The following is a 16,941-nucleotide window of genomic DNA, read 5'->3' on the forward strand; positions in this document are numbered from 1 at the left end:
CACTCCCGGTTCAGGACCGCTTTCATAACCCTCTCGCGACAGTCGTTGCGGGAGGGTTTTTGATGAAGCGTATGATGATGCTCGGTGTGGTGCTTGCCTTGCCGACCGCGGCCACCGCGCAGGCCCGCACGCCGATGAGCGTGCAGACGTTTCTGAACAAGGTCGAGGCGCTCAAGGGCAAGGGCATGATGGCGATGTTCTCGTCCGACGTGAAGTTGATCAAGGCAGAGATGGCGACTGCCGCGGCGCAGCTTCAGGCCGAGAAGAAGGCGCGCGAGGCGGCCGGTCGGCCGCCGCTCGCTTGCCCGCCCAAGCCGGATGGCAAGAACAAGATGGGCAGTGAGGAATTCCTCACCACGTTGAAGACCATCCCGCCGGCGCAACGTGGCATGAGCCTGAAGGACGGCCTGTCGCGCGTGATCGTGGCGAAATATCCCTGCCCGCGCGGATGATCGGCGTCAGCCGCTCAGCCCAACCGCCAGCAGCAGGACGACGAACGTCATGAGCGCCAGCCACGCAAAGGTCAGCAGGGCAAGCGTGCGCCACAGAGCCGAACGCTTGCGCAGTTCGTAGGCGCCACGCAATTGCGCGAACATGTGCACCGGCGGCAAAAGAAGCGCGATGCTGCTGACCAGGTTCTCGGGCGCGTTGATCCGCATCATCAGGCTCAGCACGACGACCATGATCATCATGAAGGCGAGCGAATAGGTCACGAAGATGGCGTGGTCGTACAATTTGTACCGCCGCCGCCATAGGAACAGCAGCGCCACGAACGGGGTGGAGATCGGGATCAGCGCCCAGCAATATTTGTAGGCGCTCGATTGCAGCTTGTAGAGCATCAGCCCGGGATTGGCGTTTGCCTTCGCCACGCCCTTGTCCAGCGCATGCCACCCGGTCGTCATGTTGGTGAAGGTAAAATTGCTTTCGCCGGGCGTGCGCGTACCGCTCATCACGTCGCGCGCGGTGGTCAGGCCGGTGAGTTCCTTTTGCAGGTCACCCACCGTTTCGCCGCTGCTCGTCGGCGCGGCGCGCACCTGCGCCAGCCGCGCCTTGGTCTTGGCGATGTCGGCGTCGATTTTTTTGACCGCCGAGGCGCGCGCCGCGGGCGGCATGCCGCCGGTCAGATCCCCGCTGAACGTATGGATCGAGGCGAACATCAAAAACACCATGAACAGGAACAGCGCCAGTGGCGACACGAAGCGCGCGCGTTCGCCGGCGATATAGCGCCGTGTCAATTCGCCGGGACGGAACACCAGCATCGGCAGCGTGCGCCAGATCTTGCCTTCGAAATGGAACACGCCGTGCAGCAAATCGTGCCCGATCGAACCGAGCGTGCGGTGCACATGTTCGGATTGCCCGCAGGCGTGGCAATAATCGCCGATCAAGGCCGTGCCGCAATTGAGGCACAGGCCGTGTTCGGCATGCGCTGCCTGCATATCGCCCGCCCGCGGCTCGACCGCCCGGCCAAGCATGGTGCCGGTGGCGATATCGCACGCCGCCTCGATTTCCCCCGTCATGGGTGTAACGACTATCACTCCGACATGATAAAGCGATAGCCCTTTGGCGTGCTGCGTGCGGCGTGATACCAAATACTTCATGACCGAAACGATCGACCCGCACGCCCTGATCGCCGACCTGGGGGCACGCGCACGTGCCGCCGGCGCGAGCGTCGTTAGCATGCCGAGCGACGCGCGACGGGCGGCATTGGCTGCGGCGGCGCGGCGCTTGCGCGATGCGGCGCCGACGATCCTCACAGCCAATGCGCAGGACATGGCGCACGCGCGCGAAATCGGACTGTCGCAAGCACTGCTCGACCGACTGATGTTGGATGACGCGCGGATCGAGGCAATGGCCGCCGGCGTCGCGGCGATCGCCGATTTGCCCGATCCGGTCGGCACAGTGATCGATCGCAGCGAACGGCCCAACGGCTTGCAGCTATCGCGCGTGCGCGTGCCGATCGGCGTGATCGGCATCATCTATGAAAGTCGTCCCAACGTCACCGCCGATGCCGCCGCGCTGTGCGTCAAGGCCGGCAATGCGGTCATTCTGCGAGGCGGATCGGAAGCGCGGCACAGCAATCGTGCGATCCATGCGGCGTTGGCGGCTGGCTTTGCCGAAGCGGGCCTTCCCGCCGATATCGCGCAGCTCGTGCCGACCACCGATCGCGCCGCGGTGGGTGCCATGTTGACCGCCGCCGGCGTGATCGATCTGGTCGTGCCGCGCGGCGGCAAGAGCCTGGTCGCGCGGGTGCAAGCGGAGGCCCAGGTACCGGTGCTGGCGCATCTTGACGGGATCAACCACGTCTATGTCGATGGCTCCGCCGACGCGGCGATGGCCGAGGCGATCGTCATCAACGCCAAGCTGCGCCGCACCGGGGTTTGTGGCGCGATGGAGACACTGCTGATCGACCGGAGCTATCCCGAGGCGCAGAGTTTGATTAGCGCTCTGGCCAATGCCGGTTGCGAGGTTCGTGGGGACGTCGGCGCGATAGCGCTCGATCCGTCGATCGCCGCTGCCGATGACGCCGACTGGGATACAGAATATCTCGACGCGATCGCCTCGGTCGCGCTCGTCGATGGCGTGGACGCCGCGATCGCACACATCGCCGCGCACGGATCGCACCATACCGACGCGATTATCGCCGAGGACGGGGCCGTCGCCGAGCGCTTCATCGCCGCCGTGGACAGCGCGATCGTGCTGTGGAACGCCTCGACGCAATTCGCCGATGGCGGCGAGTTCGGTCTGGGCGGCGAAATCGGCATCGCCACCGGCCGGCTGCACGCCCGCGGGCCCGTCGCGCTGGAAGGGCTGACGACGTACAAATGGGTCGGGCGGGGTACCGGGCAGGTCCGGCCTTGAAGGCCGCGCCAAGCAGGCGTATCCTTCCACTATGAACCATCCGGCGCCTGTGACATCGACGATCACTGCGGACATCGACGCTGCCACTTTGGCGTTGCTCGAACGGGTGGCGAAGAAGCGTGGTATGACCCCAGCGACGTTTGCCGCCCAAGCGATCCGTCGTGTCGCCAAACACGAAGCGGATTTTGATGCGTTCATACAGGAAGGTATCGACGATCTCGACGCAGCGCGAACCGTTCCCAATGAGGTTGTCATGGTCGAGCTGGACGCGATGGTCGCCAAGCATGAAGCCAGATGCCGCGACTGATCTGGTCTGAGGCTTCGCAACGCGACATCGTCAAAATCGATCGCTTTCTAGATGAGCACAATCCGCGGGCAGCCGCTCGGATCGCGCGCGCGATCCGCGCAACCGCAATAAGATTGGTCGAGTATCCGCGCATCGGGCGTCCCTTCGACGGGCAGTTGCGGATTCTCGGGGTCCGCAGAACGCCCTATCTGGTGTTCTATCGCGTCCGGGAGGAGGTAGTAGAAATTGCGCGTATCCGTCACTTCAGCGAAGATTGGGCTGGCCTAAGTTTACTGGACAGACCTGAGATCGAACCTTGAAACGCATCGGCCTGCTCGGCGGCTCGTTCAATCCGGCGCATTTGGGGCATCGCGGGATCAGCCTGGCCGCGATCCGGGCGCTGGGACTCGACGAAGTGTGGTGGCTGGTGTCGCCGGGCAATCCGTTGAAGGTCGGTGCGACGGACATGGCGCCGCTCGCCATCCGGCTGGCTTCGGCGCGCGCGATGAGCCGCCATGCGCCGATCAGGCCGTCCGATATCGAGACGCGGTTGGGCACGCGCTACACGATCGATACACTGCGCAAACTGGTCCAACTCTACCCCGATAATCGCTTCATCTGGCTGATGGGCGGCGACAATCTCGCGCAGTTCCACCAGTGGCGCGACTGGCGCGGAATCGCCCGCGAGGTTCCGATTGCGGTTATCGCGCGTCCGGGCTATGAGCATGCGGCCCACGCGGGCGTTGCGATGGGTTGGTTGCGGCGCTGGCAGCGGCCCGCACACCAGGCGAAGAGCTGGACGACGTGGAGACTGCCGGCCCTCGTGCTGTTGCGATTCCGCCTTGACCCGACCTCCGCGAGCGGCCTGCGCAGGGCCGATCCCGCCTGGCAGCGGCGTTTCATGCTGACAACCGATTGAACTAGGAATCGTCTTTGGCCTCAACTTTACCTGTTATTCGTGCGACTGATCCAGCCGAAGTGGCGGCGCTGCATGCGCTGATTCTCGCCAGCCTGGACGACGACCAGGCGGTCGAGACGATTTCGATCCCGCTCGCCGGCAAATCCAGCATCGCCGACTTCATGGTCATCGCCAGCGGTCGATCGACCCGCCAGGTGGCCTCGATGGCGCAGAAGCTGCAGCAGAAGATCAAGGCCGATCTCGGCCGCCAGACGCGCATCGAGGGCCTGCCGACGGCGGACTGGGTGCTGATCGATGCCGGCGACGTGATCGTTCACTTGTTCCGCCCGGAAGTGCGCAGCTTCTATAATCTTGAGCGCATGTGGGCGTTCGGCGACGCACCTGAAGCACCGGCCACGCCGGCCAAGCATGAAGACTATGCGGCGTTTGAAGACGACGATTCCGACGACTGACGGTGTCGGACCATGCTGATCCATATCGTCGCGCGGGGGCGGATCGGGCGTAGTCCGGAGGCGGAACTGGTCGAGCGCTATCTCAAGCGTGTGCCTTGGCCAACGAAGATCACCGAACTGCCTGATAGCGGCGGGAAAATGCCCGCACTCGAGCCGCAGACCCGGATCGTGATGCTCGACGAGACCGGCGACGTGCTACCCTCAAAAAGCTTCGCCGAGAAGATCGGGCGGTGGCGCGACGATGGCGTGCGCGAGCTGCGCTTCATGATCGGTGCGGCGGACGGGTTCGACTACGCCGATCGCGCGAACGCCGATCTGCTGCTGTCGTTCGGCCGGGCGACCTGGCCGCACATGCTGGCGCGGGCGATGCTTGCCGAGCAGCTGTGGCGTGCCGCCAGCATCCTCGCCAACCACCCCTATCACCGCGAAGGATAGCGGCATGGGCGGGGGGGCGAAGCGGTGCATGGGGATCGCGCTGGCCGGCGCCGCGGGGCTGATCGCCGTATCGTCGCCCGCGCAGGACCAGCAGCAACGATTGGCCGACGCCAAGGCGCAGTCGGTCGCCGCTGCGGCGCGTTCCGCCGCCCTCGACCGGCAAGCGGCAGGCGAGCGCGATCAGGCCCGCCAGGCACGCGCGCAAGAAGCGGCTGTCGCGGCCCGGATCCAACAGGCCGAGGCCGATATCGCCGCCGGACAGGCGCGGATCGCGATCATCGATCGGCTGATTGCCGAACAGCGCCTGCGGCTCGATCAGAAGCAGGGGCCGATCGTCCGGCTGATCGCCGCGTTGCAATCGTTCGCCCGCCGTCCGGTGCTGATCAGTATCGTCCAGCCGGGCTCGCTCAGCGACATCGTCCATGTCCGCGCCGTGCTCGCCAATACGCTGCCGGTGATCCGGGCGCGCACTGCCGATGTCCGTGCCGGTCTGGCCCGGTCGCGGCAACTGCAGGCCGACGCCGCGCTGGCAAGCGGCAACCTGGCCACCGCGCGGGCCGAGCTCGAGGCGCAACGCCTCGCACTGACTCGGCTCGAAGCGGCGCACCGGCTGCGCTCGCGGGCGCTGGGGCGCGAATCCCTGTTCGAATCCGACCGGGCCATCGCGCTTGGCGAGCGCGCGCGCGATATCGTCGATCTGATGGGCCAGCTGGACGATCAGGCCAATGTGCGCGAACGGCTCGCCTCGCTGCCCGGCCCGCAACCGCGGCCGCCGCGCCCCGGCGAAGTCGCGTCGCCGGTCGATAGCGTGCCGTGGACGGCAGGCTCGCCGCCGTACCGCCTGCCGGTGCTGGGCAAGGTCGTCACGGGCCTGGGTGAACTATCGGCCGCCGGCGTGCGCTCGCGCGGCCTGACGCTGGCCACTGCCGCCGCGGCGACCGTCGTCGCGCCGGCGGCGGGGCGCGTGGCCTATGCCGGGCCATTTCGCGGTTATGGTCGGATCGTCATCCTCGATCATGGCGGCGGCTGGACCTCGCTCGTCTCCGGCCTCGGCGCGACCTCGGTCAAGGTCGGCGAGACGATCGGGCAGGGCGGGCCGATCGGACGCGCGCCCGATGCCGATAGCCCGCGCGTAACCGTCGAGTTGCGGCGCAGGGGGCGGGCGATGGATATGACCCCGCTGATCGGCTGATCTCGCTCATCCGCCGTTCACCACCGATCCGCTTTGATCGCGGCGCATAAGGCGCTACGGTCGCGCCCTTAACGCTTCACAGGTAACCACCCGACATGGCTCGTCCCTTACTCCAGGCCAGCGCGATCGCTTTGGTGCTGGCGCTTGTCCCCGCCGGCACCGCGGCGATGGCGCAAGTGGATACCAACGCCTATCGCGAGCTCGACCAGTTCATGGATGTGTTCGCCCGGATCAAGGCGACCTATGTCGACAAGGTCGACGACAAGACGCTGATCAAGGGCGCGATCGACGGCATGCTTGCTGCGCTCGATCCGCATAGCGGGTTCGAGGCGGGCCTCGATTACGACAATCTGCGCATCCAGACCTTGGGCAGCTATGGCGGGCTCGGCCTGACCGTCACGGCAGAGGATGGCGCCGTGAAGGTGATTTCGCCGCAGGAAGATACGCCGGGCTATCGTGCCGGGATCAAGTCGGGCGATTACATCACGCATATCGACGGCAAGCTGATCTATGGCCTGACGCTGGACGAGGCGATCACGCAGATGCGCGGGCAACCCGGCAGCAAGATCAACCTGACGATCGTCCGCCCGGGGCGCGACAAGCCGATCGAACTGTCGATGGTGCGCGAGAAGATCGTCCAGCGCCCGGTAAAGTGGGAAGTGAAGAACGGCATCGGCATCCTCAACATCAACACCTTCTCCGAAGGCACCGGTGCTGCGGTAAAGGCCGGGATGATGAGCGTCGAAAAGTCGCTTGGCCGTGCGCCGTTGGGGTGGATCGTCGATCTGCGCGACAATGGCGGCGGGCTCCGCGACGAGGCGATCACCGTCTCCGACCAGTTCCTCAACTATGGCGAGATCGTCTCCGAGCGCGGCCGCGAGAAGAACGATATCGAACGCTTCTACGCCAAGACCGGCGATCCGTCGCGCGGCCTGCCGACGATTGTGTTGGTAAATTCCGGATCCGCCTCGGCCTCGGAAATCGTCGCCGGCGCGCTGCAGGATCATCACCGCGCGCTGGTGATGGGCGTCAAATCGTTCGGCAAGGGATCGGTGCAGACCGTGCTCGATCTCGGCAACAATACCGCGCTGCGGCTGACCACGTCGCGTTACTACACGCCGTCGGGCCGTTCGGTGCAGGAAGGCGGGATCGAGCCGGATATCCGCGTGCCGCAGATCACCGATCCCGATTTCAAGACGCGGCCCGTGTTCCGCGAGGCCGATCTGCGCCGCCACCTGATCAACGAGGTCAAGGCCGACGACAAGGTGCTCGAGGAAGACACCAAGGACGATCCGCGCTTTGCCGCGACGCCCGAGCAATTGAAGGCCAAGGGCGTGGAGGATTTCCAGCTCGATTATGCGCTGAAAACGTTGGCGCGGCTGGGCCCGGCGGTGAAGACGGCGGCGAAGTGATGGTGTACCCCTACCACCGCTTCCCCGGCGCAGGCCGGGACCCAGTCGTGAAGGTCGATGTAACGAAGCGCAGCGACAGTTACCTTCTGTCTTCCGACTGGGCCCCGGCCTGCGCCGGGGAAGCGGTATTGGTTGGGGTGGCAATTTGACGCGCAACTTCACCACCGCCCGCCTGGTCGCCCTCCTGCTCCCCGCCACGCTCCTGGCCGGGGCATGGGGATCGCAGCTGATCGGCCATCTCTATCCGTGCGAAATGTGCCACTGGCAGCGTTGGCCGCATTACGCGGCGGTGGCGCTCGCCGCGCTCGCTTTCGTGGTGCCGGGCATGCCCGCCAAACGCGCGCTGGTCTTCTCCGCCGCCATCGCCATCGCAGTGAGCGGCGCGATCGGCGTGTTCCATGCCGGCGTGGAATATCATTGGTGGGACGGCATCACTGCCTGCACTTCCACCGTCTCGGGCAGCGGCGGCAGCGCGGAGGACATGCTGGCGCGGATCATGAATGCGCCGATCGTCCGTTGCGATGTCGCGCAGTGGAGCCTGTTCGGCATTTCGCTCGCCGGGTTCAACGCGATCCTGTCGCTGGGCGGCGCGGCGACCATTCTCACGCTGCTGTTCGGGGGGCGCAAATGACGCGGTGGAAACCTGGTGATCCCAAGCGCGTGAGCGCGCCGATGGTGCGTGTCGACCAGGCCGGCGAATATGGCGCGATCCGCATCTATGGCGGGCAATTGGCGGTGATGGGCGATCGCATCCCGGCGGCGCGCGAGATTGCCGGCATGGCCGTGCAGGAAGAGCGCCACCGGGCCTTTTTCGATGCCATGATGGCGCGGCGCGGGGTGCGCCCGACGCTGTTGCAGCCGGCCTGGAAGCTGGCCGGTTTCGCGCTCGGCGCGGTGACCGCGGCGATCAGCCCGGCGGCGGCGATGGCATGCACGGTCGCGGTCGAGACCGAGATCGACAAACATTATGCCGATCAGCTGGTCGCGCTCGGCGATAGCGATCCGGAGCTGAGCGCCGCGATCCTCGATTTCCAAGCCGAGGAAGTCGAGCATCGCGAGACGGCGCTGGCCGCGGGCGCGGAAACCGCGATCGGCTATCCGATCCTGAGCGCGGTGATCCGGTTGGGCTGTCGGGTGGCGATCGCCACGGCGCAGCGGATATGACGTGCGGTGGACATAGCGGCGGCGCTCGTGCGTTGTCGGGCAGGATGGGAGTAATGACATGAAGATCACGATCGGCGGCGGCCTGGCCGCGACCCTGTTGGCCGGCTTGCTCGGCGCCGGTACGGCGCTGCCAGCGGCGGCGCAAAATGCCGCGCAAAACGGCGTGCTGGTGATCTACGGCACGCAGAAATGCCCGACCACGCAGAATGGCGAGGAAATCGTCGTCTGCGTCCGCCGCAACGCCAGCGAACAGTTCCGCATTCCCAAGGAATTGCGCGAAATGGAGATCACGCCGGAGAATGAAAGCTGGGCGGTGCGCGCGCAGGGCACCGACGCGGCAGGCGCTAGCGGCATCGGCAGTTGCTCGACCGTCGGCGTCGGCGGTGCCAGCGGCTGCATGGAACAGCGCGCCGATCTGTGGCGCGCCGAGAAGAAGAAGAAGGCAACGGACGCCAAGGCGGTTCAGGACGCGCTGCCCTGATCGGGGATGATCGGCGCTTCGATATCGGAATGGTGCCACGGTAGCGTCCGCTCCACCGTACGGTTCCCCTGCGAAAGCAGGGGCCCAGAGTACCAAACGCAGCGCTTGTGACCCTGGGCCCCTGCTTTCGCAGGGGAACTGCTAAGATCAGAATGCTGCAACGCGGCGCTTTTGCGGGGACACATGGCGATAATAACCACGGCACCCGTGCCAGCCACCGGTGCAGCGTCCCCGACCGTGCGCGGGCCGCACGCGGTGGCGCTCGGCCTGTTCTTGCTGGTGTGGCTCTCCTGCATCTGGTTCGGATCGAACCCGTATAATCCCAATACGGCGACGCGACTGTTCGCGGCGATCTCGCTGGTCGAGGATGGCGATGCCACGATCGACCAGTTCCAGACCGATACGCTCGACAAGGCCGAGTTCAACGGCCGCATCTATAGCGATAAGAATCCCGGCGTGACGCTGATGGCGATGCCGGCGGTGTGGATCGCCGACCGCGTGACCGGCGAGCGCGCGCGGGATCACACCCTGGCATTCTACAATCGCGGCCTGGCCCGCTACATCGATATCCGGTTGCAACTGGCCGTCGCGACGTCCAGCGCGCTTCTGCTCGGCCTGGCCAGCGTGCTGCTGCTCGATCTGGCCACGGGGATCACCGGCAACCCCCGCGCCGGGCTGGTCACCGCCTTGGCCTATGCCCTGGGCACGCCGGCCTGGGGCTGGTCCACCACGCTGTTCGGGCACGCGCCGGTCGGGGCGCTGCTGGTGATCGCTGCCTGGGCGGTGTGGCGTGGCACCAGCGGCATGCGCGAACTGGCGCGCTGGCGCTATCCGTTGTTGCTTGGCCTGGCGCTCGGCTGGGCAATCGTCATCGAGCTGGCCGCAGCGTTGCCGGCCGCGGTGATCGGGGCCTGGGCGATATGGTGCACGCGCGGACTTGCGCCGGCGCAGCGCTGGCGGCTGGCGGCGATGACCGCGGCGGCGGGCATCGTCGCGCTGCTGCCGATGCTGGCCTATAACCAGATCGCCTTCGGCAGCTGGTTCAAGCTCGGTTATCAGGGCGTGGTCGGCTATGACGGGATGAAGCGCGGGCTGTTCGGCCTGACCTATCCGCACGCCGCCGTGTTGGGCGAGATCCTGGTCGGGTTGCGGCGCGGCTTGGTGTTCGTCGCGCCGATCCTGCTGCTTGCGCCGATCGGGCTGGTGCAGCTGATCCGCCGCCCGGCGACGCGCGATCTTGGCATCATGGCCAGTGCGCTGGCGGTCACCCTGCTGCTCTACAACGCGTCCTATTTCTACTGGGACGGCGGCTATTCGACCGGCCCGCGTCACGCCATGCCGGCCATGGCGTTCCTGGCGCTCGGCATCGCGCCGCTGTGGCAAAGTTGGGGCCGGAACGGGCGGCGCACGATCGCGGCACTGCTTGGCCTCAGCATCGTGCTCAATCTGGCGATTGCCGCCGCCGATGTCACTGCGCCGGCGGCATATGCTTTTCCGATTGCCGATCCGATCCTGCGCAAAGTCTTCGATCTGGAAATCCGTACCTTTGCCAGCGACTGGTGGGGCTGGCCCACCTGGCGCGGGCTGGCGCTATATCTCGTTGTCGCGCTGCCGCTGACCTGGTTCCTGTTTCGCGCGACGAGCTTGTCGGAGCGGCGTGGCCGGCCTATCCAGGCAACGGTCGCGTGACTGGCGAATCGTGGGGCACCACAAGGGAGCGCCGACCCTATAACGCCGTTCGCCTGGGCACCCCTCCCGCTTGAAGGAGTGCCCGCATGCCCGAACTGTCCCCGATCCGTGTCGCCTTCCTGCTCTTCCCCGATGTCACGCAACTCGATCTGACGGGGCCGGCGCAGGTCTTGTCGCGGCTCGGCAATGCCACGATCGACCTTGTCGCCAAGACGCTGGATCCGGTGATGACCGATGCCGGCTTCGCGCTGCTGCCCACCGCCACGTTTGCGACCGCGCTCCAGCCCGATATTCTCTGCGTGCCTGGCGGGATGGGCGTGAATGACGCAATGGAAGACTTCGAGACACTTGCCTGGGTGCAGCGCGCCGCCGCAGGGGCGGAGTGGATCACCAGCGTGTGCACCGGATCGTTGCTGCTCGGCGCGGCGGGCTTGCTGGAAGGCTATCGCGCCACGTGCCATTGGGCGCAGCATCACCACCTCGCCGCATTCGGCGCCATCCCGGTCAAGCAGCGCGTGGTGATCGATCGCAACCGTGCGAGCGGGGGCGGGGTGACGGCGGGAATCGATTTCGGCCTGTCGCTGCTCGCTGCGATCCGCGGCGAGGCGCATGCGCGGTTCGTGCAACTGAGCCTGGAATATGATCCCGCGCCGCCGTTCGACAGCGGGTCCCCGGCGCGCGCCGATGCCGCTACGCTGGCGCGCTATCGGACGATGGCAGCGCAGCGCGCGCCAGCGCGCGATGCGCGGACACTGGCGGCGGCGGAACGGCTCAGGAGCGCTTCGCCTTCTTGATCGCGCTGATGCGGTGCCACACGTATAAGACGATGGCGAGGACCAGCACCACGCCGATCAACGCATCCGCGCTGTGAAACGCCGCCTTCACGCGCGGATCGCTGTGCCAGGCTTCGCCCAGTTTCATGCCGAGCCAGGTCAGCGCGAAGCAGAACGGCCAGGAGCCGGCGAAGGTGTAGAGGTGGAACGGTACCAACGGCATGCGCGCGACGCCGGCGGGGAAGGCGATGAAGGTGCGGATCACCGGCAGCAGCCGGCCGATGAACACGGCGGATGCGCCCCAGCGCACGAAGAAGCGGTCGGCGGCGTCGAGCTCGTCGGGACCGATCAGCAGATATTTGCCCCAGCGCTCGACCAGCGGGCGCCCGCCGCGCTTGCCTGCCTCATACGCCACGATCGAGCCGAGATTGCAGCCCAGCGCACCGGCGGTGGCGGCGAGATACAGGTTCATCTTGTCGATCGAGACGAGATAGCCGGCAAACGGCATGATCAGTTCGGAGGGCAGCGGCACGCACATGCTCTCGATCGCCATCAGCAGCATCACGCCGAGATAACCGGTGGCCTCGATGATCGAGATGACGAAGGTGGCGAGGATGCCCAGGATGTGTTCGACCATGGGCACGCCAAATGCGCGATGCGGGCGATGAAGGGAAGCTGAAAACGTGAGCGAGCATGGCTATGGCAATGATTCGTCACGACAGGTTCAGGCCCGGATGGGCAGGGTGGCCAGGTGAGCGAACGATATGGCGATCGAGATCGGCGCGAGCGCTGGATCGCCGGGGCGGGCGTGGTGCTGGTGCATGGCGCCATCGGCTGGCTGCTGGTGGCCGGGCTGGCGCCGTCGTTGGTGCGCCAGGCCTCCGAAAGCCTGCAGATATTCGACCTCCCACAGCCCCCGCGACCACCACCGCCCGAGCGGTCCATGCCAAAACCGGCAGCGGACCCGCGCAAGAGCGGCGCGGCGGCTCCGGCCAATCTCGATGCGCGGCCAACCGAGATCGTTGCCCCCATACTGCCACCGCCGCTGCCGCCGCCAGTGATCGCCGCGCCCGTGGCGGGGCCGGACGTGGCGGCACGGGCGGGCGCGGCGCCGGTGCCTGGGCCTGGCACGGGCGGCGGCGGGGCGGGCGTGGGGACCGGTAGCGGTGGTTATGGCGACGGGCAGGGAGCCGGCGGGCGCGGCACGTTCGCGCGCAAGATCGCCGGGCAGATCCGCGACGGCGATTATCCCAAGGCGGCGGCGCGCGCCGGGATCGGCGGGACGGTGTGGGTACGCTATACCGTTACGGTGAAAGGCCGGGCGGAGGATTGCCGCGTGACGCGGAGCAGCGGCAATGCCGAGCTCGACGCCGTGACGTGCAAGCTGGTGACCAAGCGCTTTCGCTATCGCCCGGGGACGGATGCGGCGGGGCGCTTCGTGTCGTCGGTAGTGGAGGAGGATCACGTTTGGGTGATCGACGATCCGGACGAAGACTATTGAGTTGCCACGGCCGCTCCCCGGCCCAGGCCGGGGTCCAGTCGAGAGACGGCGGTTGATAAGCGTTGCGCCTAGTTACCTCTGCCTTCGCGACTGGGCCCCGGCCTTCGCCGGGGAACAGGAACGGGAGTCAGTCCGCCTCAACCCGTCCAGCCGCCACGCGCAGGTCCTCCACGAACCGCGCATATTCCTCTGCCCGTGCCGCTTCGTCCGGCAACCTGAGCAGGAAGCTCGGATGCACCGTGATCCATGCTTCCCCGCCCCCATCCGGTAGTTCCAGCGCCCGCCCGCGTTCGCGCCCGATCGTCACCACGCGCCCGAACAGGCTGCGCGCCGCGGTCGCGCCCAGCGCCACCGTCACCTTGGGCTTTACCAGCATGCGCTCTTGGTCGATCCACCAGCGGCATGCCTCGATCTCGCCTGCACCTGGCTTGGAATGGATCCGCCGCTTGCCGCGTTGTTCGAACTTGAAATGCTTGACCGCGTTGGTGACATAGACTTGCGCGCGGTCGATCCCCGCCTCCGCAATGGCGCGATCGAACACTTGCCCCGCCGGGCCGACGAACGGCCGGCCGGCCAGATCCTCCTGATCGCCGGGTTGTTCGCCAACGAACATCAGCCGTGCCTCAACCGGCCCTTCGCCGAACACCGTTTGCGTCGCCGGCTTGTAAAGCGGGCAGCGCGTGCAGCCAGCCGCCTCGTCGCGTAAAGCCTCCCAGGCGAGCTGGATATTGCCGCCCACCGCGTCCCGCGCAGTCGTGATCATGCCTGCCTCCCGCGCCTGTGCACCGGCGATCAGCCCGGGCACCAACGCCGTTTCGGGCATGTTCTTCCAGTAACGCCGCGGCATTTCCTTGAGCATCGCGCCGACCTTGAGCCGAGCCGGATTGAAGATCGAGGCGTAATAGGTCTTCCACACATCCTCGATCGGATCGCCGCCGGGCGCGTCGCTTTTGGCGGCACCGGGACCTTCCTCGAGCTTCTTGCCGTCCCAGTGGATCGAGACATCGGGCGTCAGGATCGACCAGTGCATGCTGGCGAAGCGATCGATGAAGAACGAGGCGTTGGCCCGGACGATGTGATGATCGGGTTCGAACCAGGCGACGAAGCGTGGACGTTCGCCGTCGTCCAGCTCGCGGAAACGCACGAAGGCGCGCATCTTGTGAATGTCGCGGCGCACGTCCTTGGCCAGCAGGTCGAGCCGGCGCAGCAAGGGATCGGCGCGGTCCTCCATCAATTTGGGTTCGGTGCGCAGCCGCGCGAGCAGGGTATAAAGCAGGCTGAAGCGGGTTGGGTCGCTATGCAGCACGACGCTGCGCGCCAGATCGAGGAATGCGCGGGGCACGGAAAAGCCGCCGGTTGCGGGCGCGGCGGGGGCTGGCGCGCTGTCGGCGGCGAACAGATCGCCAGGGCCTTCGCCGACTTGCCAGACAACATCGGCGGCGGGGACGGCTTCTGCCGCGAGGCCACGGGCGGCGTCGCGCCAGCCGTCGAAATCGTCTTCGTCGGTGAGGGTTACCAGTCTCATTGCCTACCCGTCACCGCCGCGGTGGCAAAAGGTCGCCAAACTCTCGTCACCCCTGCGCAGGCAGGGGCCCATCGCTTTATCCCCTGGCGCTACCGCTTGTGGAGACAGCGATGGGCCCCTGCCTGCGCAGGGGTGACGGGCATTGTGGGCCGTCACTCGCGCTCGTCGCCACCCGCCGGTTCGGCTTCGGCGCGTTCCAGTTCCGCTGGCTTGCGCTCCTCGAACACCTGCGCCAGCTTCGCTTCCTCCTCATCCGTCAGCTCTTCCGCGGCGGCGGGGAACATCTCTTCCTCTTCCTCGCCGATATGATGTTCGTAGCGGTGGCGCATTTTGTCGAACGTCTTGCGCCAAGTGTCGCTGGCCGAGTCGAGCTCGGCGAGGTCTCCGAAGAAATCGTCGATCTCCTTATGCTCGGAGACCGAGTGGCGCGCATCGTCGCGCAGATCGGGCTTGCCGAGCATCATCGCGTAAAGCGATTCCTCTTCCGCCGCGGCATGGGCGGAGACTTCGATGCGGAATATTTCGAACAGGCGGTCGCGCTCGGCATCGCCGGGGGCGGTGCTGGCGATCTGCGCGAGCAACTCGCGGTGGCGGTCGTGATCGGCCTTGAGGTCGGCGAAGATGCGGGCGTCGGCCATGATAAGCTCCTGTGGTTGGAGACAGAACCGATCGTCGCCGCGCTTGTTTCAGTTGCGACTCGTTTTCACGCGAACAGCTCGAGCTGCTCCTTCTTCGGCGCGACCACGGGGCGCAGATCGGCGCGATCCGACAGCGCCACCGGGCGCCAGTCATCGGCGATCAGGAACGGGCGCACCTTGGCGATCGACGCGGTCAGCCGCCCGACATCGGCCAGGCTCAGGCGCCGCCAGCGCCGCGCGGCGAGAATGTTGCCCACTGCCTTCACGCCGAGCCCCGGTACGCGCAGCAGCATTTCACGCGGCGCTCGATTGACATCGACCGGGAAGGAGCCGCGGAACTTCAGCGCCCAGGCGAGCTTGGGATCGATATCCAGCGGCAGCATGCCAGTCGCCTGGTCGGTCGCCGCGACCACGTCGGCCGGCGTGTAATCGTAGAAGCGCATCAGCCAGTCAGATTGGTACAGGCGATGTTCGCGCATCAGCGGCGGGCGCTTCAAGGGCAGGATCGCGCTGGCGTCGGGGATTGGCGAGAAAGCGGAATAATAGACCCGACGCAGGCCGAAGCGATCGTACAGGCCGGACGCCTTGGTGACGATGTCGCCGTCGGTCGCCGCATCCGCGCCGACGATCATCTGCGTCGATTGCCCGGCAGGCGCGAAGCGCGGAGCGGACTTGTAGCGCTTCTTGGCATCCGCCGTATCGATGATCGCGGTCTTCATTTCCTTCATCGCCGTCTCGATCCGGCCTTCGGACTTTTCCGGCGCGAGCCGCTTGAGTCCGGACGCGGTCGGCAGCTCGACATTGATAGACACGCGATCGGCATACAGGCCGGCCTGATGGACCAGCTCCGGATCGGCATCGGGAATCGTCTTGAGATGGATATAGCCGCGAAAATGGTGATCCTCGCGCAGGCTCCGCGCGACCTCGACGATCTGCTCCATCGTGTAATTCGACGAAGCGATGATGCCGGAGGAGAGGAACAGCCCCTCGATATAATTGCGGCGGTAGAAAGCGAGCGTCAGATTGACCACTTCCTGCGCGGTGAAGCGGGCGCGGCGCACGTTGCTGCTCTTGCGGTTGATGCAGAAATGGCAGTCGAAGATGCAGGAGTTGGTCAGCAGGATCTTGAGCAGGCTGATGCAGCGCCCGTCGGGCGCATAGGCATGGCAGATGCCCATCCCGCCATCGGTCGACCCGATGCCCTTGCCGTCGCGCGAGGTGCGTTTCGACGTGCCCGAGGAGGAGCAGGAGGCATCGTATTTGGCCGCATCGGCGAGAATTTCGAGCTTTTGCTGAACGTCGAGTTGGGCCATCCGTTCGGCATATGTTCTATATGGCCTACTGTCGATAGATTAGGCTCAAGCCGGCCCGAAACGATCGGGCCGGCTTGAAGACATCAGAACGGCAGCATGCCGAAATATTTGAGCACGCCGATCGCCACGATCAGCACGGTGATGGCGAGGATGATGTTGGCAACGTTGAAGCTGCTCTTGGCGACGACGACGCGTTCGTCGGAATTGATCTCGGACATGATGGTCTCCCAGGGCTGGTGAAGCGTCAACCGGTGAACGCGAAATGTTGTTCCGTCTGGGAAATGATTTACGCGCGGTGGTCG

General features: G+C 66.1%; 21 protein-coding genes and 1 riboswitch. Of the genes, 15 read left to right on the forward strand and 6 right to left on the reverse strand.

Annotation, left to right across the window (positions count from 1 at the left end; translation table 11 throughout):
- The first annotated feature begins 62 nt into the window (after nucleotides 1-62).
- The gene (locus tag U1739_RS09895) at nucleotides 63-452 is read left to right on the forward strand and encodes a hypothetical protein (RefSeq protein WP_332707334.1); all 390 of its coding nucleotides are present in this window, start codon (nucleotides 63-65) and stop codon (nucleotides 450-452) included.
- Between the two features lie 6 nt (nucleotides 453-458).
- On the opposite strand, the gene U1739_RS09900 is transcribed toward U1739_RS09895, so the two are convergent.
- Nucleotides 459-1,517: a DUF3667 domain-containing protein gene (locus U1739_RS09900; protein ID WP_332707338.1), complete on the reverse strand. Its 1,059-nt coding sequence runs from the start codon at nucleotides 1,515-1,517 to the stop codon at nucleotides 459-461.
- A gap of 79 nt (nucleotides 1,518-1,596) precedes the next feature.
- Here U1739_RS09900 and U1739_RS09905 point away from each other — a divergent pair, with 79 nt between their 5' ends.
- From U1739_RS09905 to U1739_RS09965, 13 genes are all read left to right on the forward strand, one after another.
- Nucleotides 1,597-2,859 (forward strand): glutamate-5-semialdehyde dehydrogenase, encoded by a 1,263-nt coding sequence (locus U1739_RS09905; protein ID WP_332707958.1) that lies wholly within the window; start codon nucleotides 1,597-1,599, stop codon nucleotides 2,857-2,859.
- 31 nt (nucleotides 2,860-2,890) lie between these two features.
- Nucleotides 2,891-3,166, forward strand: a complete 276-nt coding sequence (locus U1739_RS09910) for a CopG family ribbon-helix-helix protein (RefSeq protein WP_332707341.1) — start codon at nucleotides 2,891-2,893, stop codon at nucleotides 3,164-3,166.
- On the forward strand, nucleotides 3,154-3,465 hold the full coding sequence (locus U1739_RS09915; protein WP_332707344.1) for a type II toxin-antitoxin system RelE/ParE family toxin: 312 nt from the start codon (nucleotides 3,154-3,156) through the stop codon (nucleotides 3,463-3,465). The genes U1739_RS09910 and U1739_RS09915 overlap by 13 nt, the downstream gene beginning before the upstream one ends.
- The gene (locus U1739_RS09920) at nucleotides 3,462-4,064 is read left to right on the forward strand and encodes a nicotinate-nucleotide adenylyltransferase (protein ID WP_332707347.1); all 603 of its coding nucleotides are present in this window, start codon (nucleotides 3,462-3,464) and stop codon (nucleotides 4,062-4,064) included. The genes U1739_RS09915 and U1739_RS09920 overlap by 4 nt, the downstream gene beginning before the upstream one ends.
- A 14-nt stretch (nucleotides 4,065-4,078) precedes the next feature.
- Nucleotides 4,079-4,516 carry a ribosome silencing factor gene (rsfS, locus tag U1739_RS09925; protein ID WP_332707350.1) on the forward strand — a complete coding sequence of 146 codons (438 nt, stop codon included), beginning with the start codon at nucleotides 4,079-4,081 and terminating at the stop codon, nucleotides 4,514-4,516.
- Between the two features lie 12 nt (nucleotides 4,517-4,528).
- The gene (locus U1739_RS09930) at nucleotides 4,529-4,951 is read left to right on the forward strand and encodes a 23S rRNA (pseudouridine(1915)-N(3))-methyltransferase RlmH (protein ID WP_332707353.1); all 423 of its coding nucleotides are present in this window, start codon (nucleotides 4,529-4,531) and stop codon (nucleotides 4,949-4,951) included.
- A 28-nt stretch (nucleotides 4,952-4,979) separates the two neighbouring features.
- On the forward strand, nucleotides 4,980-6,143 hold the full coding sequence (locus U1739_RS09935; RefSeq protein WP_332707356.1) for a murein hydrolase activator EnvC family protein: 1,164 nt from the start codon (nucleotides 4,980-4,982) through the stop codon (nucleotides 6,141-6,143).
- A 95-nt stretch (nucleotides 6,144-6,238) separates the two neighbouring features.
- Entirely contained in the window at nucleotides 6,239-7,555 is a 1,317-nt protein-coding gene (locus U1739_RS09940) for a S41 family peptidase (protein ID WP_332707359.1), read from the forward strand.
- 145 nt (nucleotides 7,556-7,700) lie between these two features.
- Complete coding sequence (locus U1739_RS09945; RefSeq protein WP_332707362.1) at nucleotides 7,701-8,186, forward strand: disulfide bond formation protein B; 486 nt, start codon at nucleotides 7,701-7,703, stop codon at nucleotides 8,184-8,186.
- Nucleotides 8,183-8,719 carry a demethoxyubiquinone hydroxylase family protein gene (locus tag U1739_RS09950; RefSeq protein ID WP_332707365.1) on the forward strand — a complete coding sequence of 179 codons (537 nt, stop codon included), beginning with the start codon at nucleotides 8,183-8,185 and terminating at the stop codon, nucleotides 8,717-8,719. Before U1739_RS09945 ends, U1739_RS09950 begins: the two co-directional genes overlap by 4 nt.
- 58 nt (nucleotides 8,720-8,777) lie before the next feature.
- Nucleotides 8,778-9,200 carry a hypothetical protein gene (locus U1739_RS09955; RefSeq protein WP_332707368.1) on the forward strand — a complete coding sequence of 141 codons (423 nt, stop codon included), beginning with the start codon at nucleotides 8,778-8,780 and terminating at the stop codon, nucleotides 9,198-9,200.
- A gap of 183 nt (nucleotides 9,201-9,383) precedes the next feature.
- Entirely contained in the window at nucleotides 9,384-10,889 is a 1,506-nt protein-coding gene (locus tag U1739_RS09960; protein WP_332707370.1) for a hypothetical protein, read from the forward strand.
- Nucleotides 10,876-10,955: riboswitch (ZMP/ZTP riboswitch) on the forward strand. Its footprint overlaps the gene before it by 14 nt.
- 20 nt (nucleotides 10,956-10,975) lie before the next feature.
- The gene (locus tag U1739_RS09965; RefSeq protein ID WP_332707373.1) at nucleotides 10,976-11,683 is read left to right on the forward strand and encodes a DJ-1/PfpI family protein; all 708 of its coding nucleotides are present in this window, start codon (nucleotides 10,976-10,978) and stop codon (nucleotides 11,681-11,683) included.
- Here U1739_RS09965 and U1739_RS09970 read toward each other — a convergent pair.
- Nucleotides 11,661-12,299, reverse strand: coding sequence for a DedA family protein (locus U1739_RS09970; protein ID WP_332707377.1), 639 nt, complete (start codon nucleotides 12,297-12,299; stop codon nucleotides 11,661-11,663). The two genes, U1739_RS09965 and U1739_RS09970, sit on opposite strands and share 23 nt — an antisense overlap.
- Nucleotides 12,300-12,413: 114 nt before the next feature.
- Between U1739_RS09970 and U1739_RS09975 the strand changes: the two genes are divergently transcribed.
- Nucleotides 12,414-13,163 carry an energy transducer TonB gene (locus tag U1739_RS09975; RefSeq protein WP_332707379.1) on the forward strand — a complete coding sequence of 250 codons (750 nt, stop codon included), beginning with the start codon at nucleotides 12,414-12,416 and terminating at the stop codon, nucleotides 13,161-13,163.
- Between the two features lie 127 nt (nucleotides 13,164-13,290).
- Here U1739_RS09975 and U1739_RS09980 read toward each other — a convergent pair whose 3' ends face one another.
- From U1739_RS09980 to U1739_RS09995, 4 genes are all read right to left on the reverse strand, one after another.
- The gene (locus U1739_RS09980; protein WP_332707382.1) at nucleotides 13,291-14,688 is read right to left on the reverse strand and encodes a UdgX family uracil-DNA binding protein; all 1,398 of its coding nucleotides are present in this window, start codon (nucleotides 14,686-14,688) and stop codon (nucleotides 13,291-13,293) included.
- Nucleotides 14,689-14,840: 152 nt separating this feature from the next.
- A complete protein-coding gene (locus U1739_RS09985; protein ID WP_332707385.1) occupies nucleotides 14,841-15,326 on the reverse strand; it encodes a hemerythrin domain-containing protein in 486 nt (161 codons plus the stop codon).
- 65 nt (nucleotides 15,327-15,391) lie between these two features.
- The gene (locus tag U1739_RS09990) at nucleotides 15,392-16,639 is read right to left on the reverse strand and encodes a putative DNA modification/repair radical SAM protein (protein ID WP_332707388.1); all 1,248 of its coding nucleotides are present in this window, start codon (nucleotides 16,637-16,639) and stop codon (nucleotides 15,392-15,394) included.
- Between the two features lie 83 nt (nucleotides 16,640-16,722).
- On the reverse strand, nucleotides 16,723-16,857 hold the full coding sequence (locus U1739_RS09995) for a hypothetical protein (protein WP_332707391.1): 135 nt from the start codon (nucleotides 16,855-16,857) through the stop codon (nucleotides 16,723-16,725).
- Nucleotides 16,858-16,941: the final 84 nt, after the last annotated feature.

The organism is Parasphingomonas puruogangriensis (genome assembly GCF_036663635.1).
Lineage (GTDB): Bacteria > Pseudomonadota > Alphaproteobacteria > Sphingomonadales > Sphingomonadaceae > Sphingomonas.

What these genes read in the sequence shown, in the direction of transcription:
- U1739_RS09895 (WP_332707334.1), top strand. Translation starts at nt 63, where the DNA reads ATGAAGCGTATGATGATGCTCGGTGTGGTGCTTGCCTTGCCGACCGCG.
- U1739_RS09900 (WP_332707338.1), bottom strand. Translation starts at nt 1,517, where the DNA reads ATGACGGGGGAAATCGAGGCGGCGTGCGATATCGCCACCGGCACCATG.
- U1739_RS09905 (WP_332707958.1), top strand. Translation starts at nt 1,597, where the DNA reads ATGACCGAAACGATCGACCCGCACGCCCTGATCGCCGACCTGGGGGCA.
- U1739_RS09910 (WP_332707341.1), top strand. Translation starts at nt 2,891, where the DNA reads ATGAACCATCCGGCGCCTGTGACATCGACGATCACTGCGGACATCGAC.
- U1739_RS09915 (WP_332707344.1), top strand. Translation starts at nt 3,154, where the DNA reads ATGCCGCGACTGATCTGGTCTGAGGCTTCGCAACGCGACATCGTCAAA.
- U1739_RS09930 (WP_332707353.1), top strand. Translation starts at nt 4,529, where the DNA reads ATGCTGATCCATATCGTCGCGCGGGGGCGGATCGGGCGTAGTCCGGAG.
- U1739_RS09935 (WP_332707356.1), top strand. Translation starts at nt 4,980, where the DNA reads ATGGGGATCGCGCTGGCCGGCGCCGCGGGGCTGATCGCCGTATCGTCG.
- U1739_RS09940 (WP_332707359.1), top strand. Translation starts at nt 6,239, where the DNA reads ATGGCTCGTCCCTTACTCCAGGCCAGCGCGATCGCTTTGGTGCTGGCG.
- U1739_RS09950 (WP_332707365.1), top strand. Translation starts at nt 8,183, where the DNA reads ATGACGCGGTGGAAACCTGGTGATCCCAAGCGCGTGAGCGCGCCGATG.
- U1739_RS09955 (WP_332707368.1), top strand. Translation starts at nt 8,778, where the DNA reads ATGAAGATCACGATCGGCGGCGGCCTGGCCGCGACCCTGTTGGCCGGC.
- U1739_RS09960 (WP_332707370.1), top strand. Translation starts at nt 9,384, where the DNA reads ATGGCGATAATAACCACGGCACCCGTGCCAGCCACCGGTGCAGCGTCC.
- U1739_RS09965 (WP_332707373.1), top strand. Translation starts at nt 10,976, where the DNA reads ATGCCCGAACTGTCCCCGATCCGTGTCGCCTTCCTGCTCTTCCCCGAT.
- U1739_RS09970 (WP_332707377.1), bottom strand. Translation starts at nt 12,299, where the DNA reads ATGGTCGAACACATCCTGGGCATCCTCGCCACCTTCGTCATCTCGATC.
- U1739_RS09980 (WP_332707382.1), bottom strand. Translation starts at nt 14,688, where the DNA reads ATGAGACTGGTAACCCTCACCGACGAAGACGATTTCGACGGCTGGCGC.
- U1739_RS09985 (WP_332707385.1), bottom strand. Translation starts at nt 15,326, where the DNA reads ATGGCCGACGCCCGCATCTTCGCCGACCTCAAGGCCGATCACGACCGC.
- U1739_RS09990 (WP_332707388.1), bottom strand. Translation starts at nt 16,639, where the DNA reads ATGGCCCAACTCGACGTTCAGCAAAAGCTCGAAATTCTCGCCGATGCG.
- U1739_RS09995 (WP_332707391.1), bottom strand. Translation starts at nt 16,857, where the DNA reads ATGTCCGAGATCAATTCCGACGAACGCGTCGTCGTCGCCAAGAGCAGC.